Genomic DNA, 8,390 nt, shown 5'->3' on the forward strand with positions numbered 1-8,390 from the left:
CGCAGCCTTTTCAAACGAGAGCCCAGTGAAACGGGTCTCGTTTGAGAGCTTGTCAAAAACACTTTTTTGACAAGCTCAACTGCTGCAGAGCGCTCGCTCTGCAGCAGCAAATTTGTTATGCCTGTTCGCCGGATTCGGAGGGGTCGATGACGGAATCGTCGTGGAAGACCCAGTCCTGCACGTTCAGAATGTCGTAGGTCGAGGGAGTGCGGCGGATGACGATCTTCGAAAGACCGGCGTTGATGATCATCCGGCGGCACATCGGGCAGGGGAGCAGGTCAGGGATCAGCTCGCCCGTGGCGACGTCGCGCCCGGCCAGATAGATCGTGCCGCCGATGCACTCGCTGCGCGCGGCGGAGATGATGGCGTTCATCTCGGCGTGGACGCTGCGGCAGAGCTCATAGCGCTCGCCGGCGGGGATGCCGAGCCGTTCGCGGATGCAGTAGCCGAGGTCGATACAGTTGCTGCGGCCGCGCGGTGCGCCGTTGTAGCCCGTGGAAACGATCTCGTCGTTGCGGACGATGAGCGCCCCGGAGTGAGAGCGGCTGCAGGTAGAACGCTCCAGCACGGTCTCCGCGATGTCGAGGTAATAGCTTTCCTTATCGATGCGCCCCATGGCAGTGGCCTCCAATGATCGGAACATTGCCATTATTATACACCCTGCAGGAAAAAACTGCAAGCATTTTTCCGAAAAACGCGCCATTTTTGGCGAAAAAACAGCTCAAAAATGGGAGTTTTGCTCCACCAGATGAAAAATAACCGGTGAAGACCGAGGCTGCAATGGAGTGATGCTGCTTTAGAGCATACATTTTCCGCGGTGCAGATACTGCCCATTACGGTCGTGGAGAATTTTGCCCTCCCGGACGACGCAGGTGCCGCGCAGGTAGACCTCTGCGATATGGCCCGCGATCTGCGTGCCCTCATAGGGGGCATAGTCGACGTTTGCCGCCTGATCGGCTGCGGTGATGCAGCTCGTGCCGCGCGGGTCATATACGACGATGTCCGCGTCCGCGCCCGGCTGCAGCACGCCCTTGCGGGGGAAGAGACCGTAGAGCTTCGCGGGCGTTTCGGCCAGCACATCGGCCATGCGCTCGGCCGTGATGCGGCCTGCTGCGACGCCGTAGGTGAACAGCAGCGTGCCGCGCGTCTCCACGCCGGGCATGCCGCCGGGAATTTTCGTGAAGTCGCCGCGCCCGGCGTCCTTCTGCGCGAGGGTGAAGCTGCAGTGATCCGTCGAAACGGTCTGGATCTCGCCGTCGGCCAGCGCCTTCCACAGGCGCTCGTTGTCGAGCTTCTTGCGCAGCGGGGGCGCGCAGACATAGCGTGCGCCTGCAAAGTCCGGCAGGCTGTAGCGTGAGTCGTCCAGCAGCAGGTAGTGCGGGCAGGTCTCCACAAAGACCTTCTGCCCGAGGCCGCGCGCGGCCTCGACCTCGCGCAGGGCTGCCGCCGTGGACAGGTGGACGATCATGACGGGCACATCGGCCACGCGTGCCAGCTTCAGCAGACGGCCGACGGCCTCGGCCTCGGCCTCCGCCGGGCGGCAGAGGGGGTGAGACGACGGGGAAAGCGCGCCTGCGGCCTTCTTTTCGGCGATGAGCGCATCGATCATGCCGGCGTTCTCACAGTGCACGCCGACGATGCCGCCGAGACGCTTCATCTCGCGCAGGGCGTGGAACATGGCCTCATCGCCGATCATCATCGCGGGATAGGTCATGTACATTTTGAAGGAGGAGATGCCCTCGTCGAACATCTGGGGCAGCTCGGCGCGGATGCCGTCGTTCCAGTCGTCGATGGTCATGTGGAAGCCGTAGTCGCAGCCGGTCTTCCCATCTGCCTTCTCGTGCCAGCGGGCAAGGCCGGTGTGGAGCGTTTCGCCCTTGTTCGGGCAGGCAAAGTCGATGACGGTCGTCGTGCCGCCGCGCAGGGCGGAGCGGCCGCCGGTGTAGAAGTCGTCCGCTGTGACGGTGTTGCAGACCTCAAGGTCGAAGTGTGTGTGCGCGTCGAGAAAGCCGGGGAACAGCAGTTTGCCTCTGACGTCGATCTCCTCGGCCTCCGGGCAGGAAAGCGCCTCGCCGACGGCCTCGATGCGTTCGCCGTCGATGAGCAGATCGGCTTTCCGGCAGCCGGAAGCGCCGACGATCACGCCGCCTTTCAGCAGCTTTTTCATACGAATCCACTCCTTTTTGTTTGGTTGGCTACCCCGCATCATTCCTCTTCGGCCTTCGGCGGATATTTTTCGCCGGTCCATCGGTTCGGAAAGTTTGACGTGCACAAAGCACGCCCGCACGTTCCGAACCTTGCCTCGACAAAAAATCTCTCGCCGGATGCTCTTGAGGAATGATGCGGGGCAGCCTGTGTATTTGCCGGTTGATACTATTCTGTATTTTATTCTATCACTGCGGCGGGGAAAAGGGAATCCCCTTTTTCTGCGGGAAATGCCGCCGCGGCGCGAATCGACGATTGACAGGGAAAGCGTCCAGACCGTATAATGGGGCTGTACCGGTTATCCAAAAAGGAAGGAGATATGTTCCATGCTGCAAATTGAACATCTGACGAAGACCTACGGTGAAAAGAAGGCCGTGGACGATCTGAGCCTGCACATCCTGCCCGGTGAAATTTACGGCTTCATCGGCCACAACGGCGCGGGAAAGACGACGACGCTGAAATCCGTCGCCGGGATCCTGCGCTTCGACGCCGGAGAGATCCGCATCGGCGGCACCTCCATCCGCACGGACCCGCTGGCCTGCAAGCGAAAGCTTGCCTACATCCCGGACAATCCCGATCTCTATGACTATATGACGGGCATCCAGTATCTGAACTTTATTGCGAACATTTTCGGTGTCAGCGCGGCGGACCGGCAGGTGCGCATCCGCGAGCTTGCGGAGCGCTTTGAGCTGACGAACGATCTGGCCCAGCCCATCGCCGCCTACTCCCACGGCATGAAGCAGAAGCTGGCCATTATTTCGGCCTGGCTCCATGCTCCGCAGCTCGTCGTGATGGACGAGCCGTTCGTCGGCCTGGACCCGAAGGCCGCCCATCTGCTCAAGGGCATGATGCGGGAGCTGTGCGACCGCGGCGGCGCGATCTTCTTCTCGACGCATGTGCTCGAGGTCGCGGAAAAGCTGTGCGACAAGGTCGCCATCCTGCGCGCGGGCAAGCTCATCCGCTCCGGCACGATGGACGAGGTCAAGGGCGACGACTCCCTCGAGGAGGTCTTCCTGGAGCTGGAGGGCGAGACATGCTGAGTGCTCTCCTGAAAAAGCAGCTGCAGGAGATCTTCCGCAGCTACTTCTATAACGCCAAGCAGGGCAAGGCCCGCTCCCGCGCCTCGACGGTGGGCTATTTTGCCTTTTTTGCCGTGCTCATGGTCGGCGTGCTGGGCGGCATGTTCACCTATCTGGCGCATTCCCTGTGCGCGCCGTTCGCTGCAGCCGGGATGGAATGGCTGTATTTCACGATCATGGCCATGGTCGCCATCGTGCTCGGTGCATTCGGCAGCGTATTCAACACCTATTCGAGCCTCTATCTTGCCAAGGATAACGACCTGCTGCTGTCCATGCCGATCCCGGTGCGCACCATCCTGCTGTCCCGCCTGCTGAGCGTCTATCTCATGGGCCTGCTCTATTCCGGCGTTGTGCTGCTGCCTGCCATGATCGTCTATTGGGTCACGGTCTCGGCTGCGCCCGCCGCCCTTGCAGGCGGTCTGCTGCTGTTTGCCCTTGTCACGATCTTCGTGCTGACGCTCTCATGCGCGCTGGGCTGGGTCGTGGCAAAGATCAGCCTGAAGCTGAAGCACCGCAGCATCACGGTGGTACTGACGTCGCTGCTGTTCCTCGGCGCGTACTATTTCGTGTATTTCAAGGCGCAGAGCTTCCTCTCGGAGCTTGTGACGAACGCCGCCTACTACGGCGCGCAGATCCGCGGCAAGGCCTATCCGCTCTATCTGATCGGCCGTGCCGGGGCCGGCGACGGCCCTGCCATGGCGTTGGTCACCGCCGTGGTGCTCGTCCTGTTTATCCTGCTATTCTGGCTGCTGTCGCGCAGCTTCCTGCGCATCGCCACGGCAAGCGGCAGCACGGCGCGCCGTGTCTACCGCGAAAAGACCGCCGTGCAGCGCGGCGCGGGCACGGCCCTGCTTGCGCGGGAGCTGCGGCACTTCGGCGGCAATCCCAGCTATATGCTCAACTGCGGCCTCGGCATCCTGCTGATGCCGCTCGGCGGCACGGCCCTGCTATGGAAGCGCGATCTTCTGGATGTGCTGCAGCCTATGGTCGGCGGGCAGGGGATCGCGCTCATCTTGTGCGCGCTGGTGTGCCTGCTGGCATCCATGAATCTCATGGCTGCGCCGGCCGTTTCACTCGAGGGCCGGACGCTCTGGCTCGTGCAGTCGCTGCCGGTCCGGCCATGGCAGGTCCTGCGGGCCAAGCTGCAGCTGCAGCTTGTGCTGACGGCCGTCCCCGCGCTGATCGCGGCGGTCTGCGCAGCCGTGGCTGCCGCGCGCCCGGTGGGAGAGACGCTCCTGCTGCTGGCCGTCCCGCTCGGCTATGTCCTGCTGCTGGCGCTGTTCGGCCTGTTCGCGGGCCTGAAGCTGCCAAATCTGACGTGGACGAATGAGATCACGCCCATCAAGCAGGGCGGCAGCGTCATGCTGGCCCTGTTCGGCGGCTTCGTCTATGCGGGCCTTCTGCCGCTGGCCTATTTCCTTGGCGCGTCCGCCCTGGGCCTTTCTGCCTGCCTTGGAATTTATCTCGGCCTGACGCTGGCGCTTGCTGCCGTGCTGTATGTCTGGCTGCGCAGGCGCGGCGCGGCCGTGTTCGCGGCTCTGTAACAAAAAGGAGAGAGTATGAACGATATTCTGGAGGTCCGACACCTCGTCAAGTGCTTCGGCGATGTGACGGCGGTGGACGATCTGAGCTTCCGCGTGCGCGAGGGCGAGCTGTTCGCCTTCCTCGGCGTGAACGGCGCGGGAAAATCCACGACCATCCACATTCTCTGCGGCCAGCTGGCCCGCGACGGCGGCAGTGTGCGCGTCTGCGGCGCGGACCCGGACGAAGCGCCGGAGCAGCTCCGCCGGAGCCTCGGCGTGGTGTTCCAGAGCTCCGTGCTGGATCAGGCGCTGTCCGTGCAGGAGAATCTGCGCAGCCGCGCGGCGCTTTACGGCATCCGGGGCACGGCATTTTCCCGCCGTCTTGCGGAGCTGACGGACCTGCTGGAGCTGGGCGAGCTGCTGCGCCGCCCCGTCGGCAAGCTCTCGGGCGGCCAGCGCCGCCGTATCGACATCGCCCGCGCCCTGCTGCACCGGCCGCGCCTGCTCATCCTGGATGAGCCGACGACGGGCCTTGACCCGCAGACGCGCAGCCTGCTGTGGCAGGTCGTGGCGGGCCTGCGGCAGGAGGAGAACCTGACGGTCTTCCTCACCACGCATTATATGGAGGAGGCTGCGGACGCGGGCTACGTTGTCCTGCTCGACCACGGCAGGATCGCGGCGGAGGGCACGCCGCTGCAGCTGAAAAACGCCTATGCGCACGATACGCTCACCCTCTACGGCGTGGGTGAGGCGGACGTGCGGCGGCTCGGCCTGCCGTATGCGCCTGCGGAGCAGGGCTGGCGCGTCACCGTGCCGGACCCGGCTGCCGCTGTGGAGCTCATCCGGCGGGAACCGGCGCTGTTCCGCGATTTTGAGCTGACCAAGGGACGGATGGACGATGTGTTCCTCGCCGTCACGGGCAAAAAGCTGGCGGGAGGTGCGGAGAAATGACCGGACTCGGTGCGCTGATCCGGCGCAACAGCAAGCTGTATTTCAAGGATAAGGGCATGTTCTTCACCTCACTCATCACGCCGATGATCCTGCTGGTGCTCTATGTCACCTTCCTCAGCCGGACGTATGAGGGTTCGTTCCGCTCTGCCCTTGCGGCAGCCGGGGCGCAGGTGGAGGACTCGCTCCTGCATGGCTGTGTCGGCGGGCAGCTCATCTCGTCGCTGCTGGCCGTCAGCTGTGTGACGGTGGCCTTCTGCTCGAACCTCACCATGGTGTTCGATAAGGTCTCCGGTGCACGGAACGACCTGACCGTTTCGCCGGTCCGGCCCGCTGTCCTCTCGCTGAGCTATTATCTGGCGACGTTTTGCACCACGCTGCTCATCAACGGCATCGCCGCGGCCGCCTGCTTCGGTTATCTGGCGCTGACGGGCTGGTATCTGAGCGCTGCGGACGTGCTGCTCGTGCTGCTGGACGTGGTGATCCTGGTGCTGTTCGGCACGGCGCTGTCGTCCTGCATGATCTTCCCGCTTTCGACGAACGGGCAGGCCAGCGCGGTCGGAACGATCGTGAGCGCGGGGTACGGCTTTGTCTGCGGGGCCTATATGCCCGTTTCGAGCTTCTCGCCCGTGCTGCAGAAGGTCATCGCCTTCCTGCCGGGGACGTATGGGACCGCTCTGCTGCGCTGCCATGCGATGCGGGGCGTGTTTGCGGAGATGCGCCGCATCGGCTTTCCGGCGGAGGTCGTTTCGGGCATCCGTGACAGCGTGGACTGCAATCTCTATTTCTTCGGCCATGCCGTAAGCACCGGCGCGATGTATGCCATCATGCTGGGGAGCATCGCCGCGCTCATCGGCCTTTATGTCCTGCTGAACCGCCCGGGACACGGAGGAAAGCGCTATGGGTAGAGCCTCCACCAGACAGAACAAGACACCCTATCAGCTGGCCCGTGAGGAGCTGGGCCTTTCCCGCGAGCGGGCGGCGGAGCTGCTGGAGACCATCCCGGCGGAGCGCATCGAGCGCATCGAAAGCGAGCGCTCCCTGCCGCGGCCGGACGAGGTGCTGCGCATGGCGCAGCGGTATAAGAAGCCGTCGCTCTGCAATGCCTACTGCGCCCGCGCCTGCCCCATCGGGCAGGAATATGTGCCGGAGATCAAGCCGAAGGAGCTTCCGGCCATCGTGCTCGAGATGCTGGCGACCCTCAACACGCTCGACCGCGAGCGCGGCTGCCTCATCGACATCTCGGCCGATGGCAGCATCGATCCGGACGAGCTGGCGGATTTCCTGCGCATCCAGCGGGAGCTGGAGCAGATCTCCCGGACCGTGGAGGCCCTGCAGCTCTGGGCGGAAAAAATGATGGCCGACGGCCGCATTGACCGTGCGGCCTATACGCGGGAGATCTCCGCAGCGGGAGAAAAATAGCGGGTGTTAATTTGTACATTTGAGCCTTTATTTTCTGCGCCCGGCCTGATAAAATAAGACCATACACAGCGGATCCGTAAAACCCACCCAGATACAGAAAAGGAGAGTAACAATGGTTATTTTTATGTTCGGCATCGTGCTCACCATCGTGCTTTTCATTGCCATGGGCTTTGTCCGCGGCGAGGGCATGAGCTGGAGAGTCAACAAAAAGCAGCTGCTGGCGCTGGTCGGTGTGCTCGTCATCGTGTTTTCGTGCTATGTCTCCATTCCGGCAGGCCACACCGGCGTCGTGACAACGTTCGGCAGCGTGGAGAACTACACGCTCGAGGCCGGCATGCACTTCAAGCTCCCGTGGCAGGAGGTCATCAAGATGGACAACCGCGTGCAGAAGAGCACACAGGATATGTCCTGCTTCTCCTCCGACATTCAGGAGGTCAGCATGACCTACACCGTGAACTATCAGATCAGCAAGCAGGATGCCATGACGATCTATAAGACCATCGGCATCGGCTATTACGATACGGTCATCGCCCCATGCATCACGGAGTCGGTCAAGATCGTCACGGCCCAGTATACGGCCGAGGACCTCGTCTCCAGCCGCAGCCTGATGGCCTCGCAGATCGAGGAGGTCCTGTCCAAAAAGCTGGCGGCCTACAACATCGAGCTGGTCGGCGCTTCCATTGAGAATATGGATTTCACGGATGCCTTTACGGATGCCGTGGAGGCCAAGCAGGTCGCCGAGCAGAACAAGCTCCGCGCCGAGACCGAGGCGCAGCAGCGCGTCCTCGAGGCCAATGCCGCTGCGGAGATCAAGCGCATCGAGGCGGAGGCTGATGCCTATGAGCTGACGACCCGTGCCGAAGCTGAGGCCGAAGCGAACCGCAAGATCGCCGAATCCCTGACGGAGGCCCTCATCGCCTATACTTACGCGGAGAACTGGAACGGCGAGCTGCCGACGTTCATGACGGGCGACGGCGCAACGCTGCCGATGTTCGACATGTCGGCCCTGCTGAACGGCAAGACCGATAACGGAACGACTGCCGCGCAGCCTGCGGAATAACAGAGCAGAAAAAGTCCTGCCCGGAGTGAAAGCTCCGGGCAGGATTACTTTTTAGGGGAGGGTTTTGTAGGGGAGCGGACAGCCGGGCCCGGAGACGCACCTGCAGTTGGTACAAGGCGGCGATAAAATGGTATGCACCAATTGCGTCTGTAG

The 8,390-nt window shown here is 62.7% G+C and carries 9 protein-coding genes; 7 read left to right on the forward strand and 2 right to left on the reverse strand.

Annotation, left to right across the window (positions count from 1 at the left end):
- Positions 1-115: 115 nt before the first annotated feature.
- Entirely contained in the window at positions 116-616 is a 501-nt protein-coding gene (locus WMO66_RS01280) for a deoxycytidylate deaminase (RefSeq protein ID WP_349134600.1), read from the reverse strand.
- Positions 617-630: 14 nt separating this feature from the next.
- Between WMO66_RS01280 and WMO66_RS01285 the strand changes: the two genes are divergently transcribed.
- On the forward strand, positions 631-759 hold the full coding sequence (locus WMO66_RS01285; RefSeq protein WP_349134601.1) for a hypothetical protein: 129 nt from the start codon (positions 631-633) through the stop codon (positions 757-759).
- A 37-nt stretch (positions 760-796) separates the two neighbouring features.
- Here the strand turns inward: WMO66_RS01285 and hydA are convergent, their stop codons facing one another.
- Positions 797-2,167: a dihydropyrimidinase gene (gene hydA, locus WMO66_RS01290; RefSeq protein ID WP_349134602.1), complete on the reverse strand. Its 1,371-nt coding sequence runs from the start codon at positions 2,165-2,167 to the stop codon at positions 797-799.
- A gap of 364 nt (positions 2,168-2,531) precedes the next feature.
- Between hydA and WMO66_RS01295 the strand changes: the two genes are divergently transcribed.
- From WMO66_RS01295 to WMO66_RS01320, 6 genes are all read left to right on the forward strand, one after another.
- Positions 2,532-3,245 carry an ABC transporter ATP-binding protein gene (locus WMO66_RS01295; protein WP_349134603.1) on the forward strand — a complete coding sequence of 238 codons (714 nt, stop codon included), beginning with the start codon at positions 2,532-2,534 and terminating at the stop codon, positions 3,243-3,245.
- The gene (locus WMO66_RS01300) at positions 3,239-4,828 is read left to right on the forward strand and encodes a hypothetical protein (RefSeq protein WP_349134604.1); all 1,590 of its coding nucleotides are present in this window, start codon (positions 3,239-3,241) and stop codon (positions 4,826-4,828) included. Before WMO66_RS01295 ends, WMO66_RS01300 begins: the two co-directional genes overlap by 7 nt.
- A gap of 15 nt (positions 4,829-4,843) precedes the next feature.
- The gene (locus WMO66_RS01305; RefSeq protein ID WP_349134605.1) at positions 4,844-5,758 is read left to right on the forward strand and encodes an ABC transporter ATP-binding protein; all 915 of its coding nucleotides are present in this window, start codon (positions 4,844-4,846) and stop codon (positions 5,756-5,758) included.
- The gene (locus WMO66_RS01310) at positions 5,755-6,663 is read left to right on the forward strand and encodes an ABC transporter permease (protein ID WP_349134606.1); all 909 of its coding nucleotides are present in this window, start codon (positions 5,755-5,757) and stop codon (positions 6,661-6,663) included. Before WMO66_RS01305 ends, WMO66_RS01310 begins: the two co-directional genes overlap by 4 nt.
- Positions 6,656-7,177, forward strand: a complete 522-nt coding sequence (locus tag WMO66_RS01315; protein WP_349134607.1) for a helix-turn-helix domain-containing protein — start codon at positions 6,656-6,658, stop codon at positions 7,175-7,177. The genes WMO66_RS01310 and WMO66_RS01315 overlap by 8 nt, the downstream gene beginning before the upstream one ends.
- A gap of 112 nt (positions 7,178-7,289) precedes the next feature.
- Entirely contained in the window at positions 7,290-8,237 is a 948-nt protein-coding gene (locus WMO66_RS01320) for a prohibitin family protein (protein ID WP_349134608.1), read from the forward strand.
- The last annotated feature ends 153 nt before the right edge of the window (positions 8,238-8,390 follow it).

Source organism: Faecousia intestinalis, assembly GCF_040096185.1.
In the GTDB taxonomy this organism is placed as follows: domain Bacteria; phylum Bacillota; class Clostridia; order Oscillospirales; family Oscillospiraceae; genus JAZOXB01.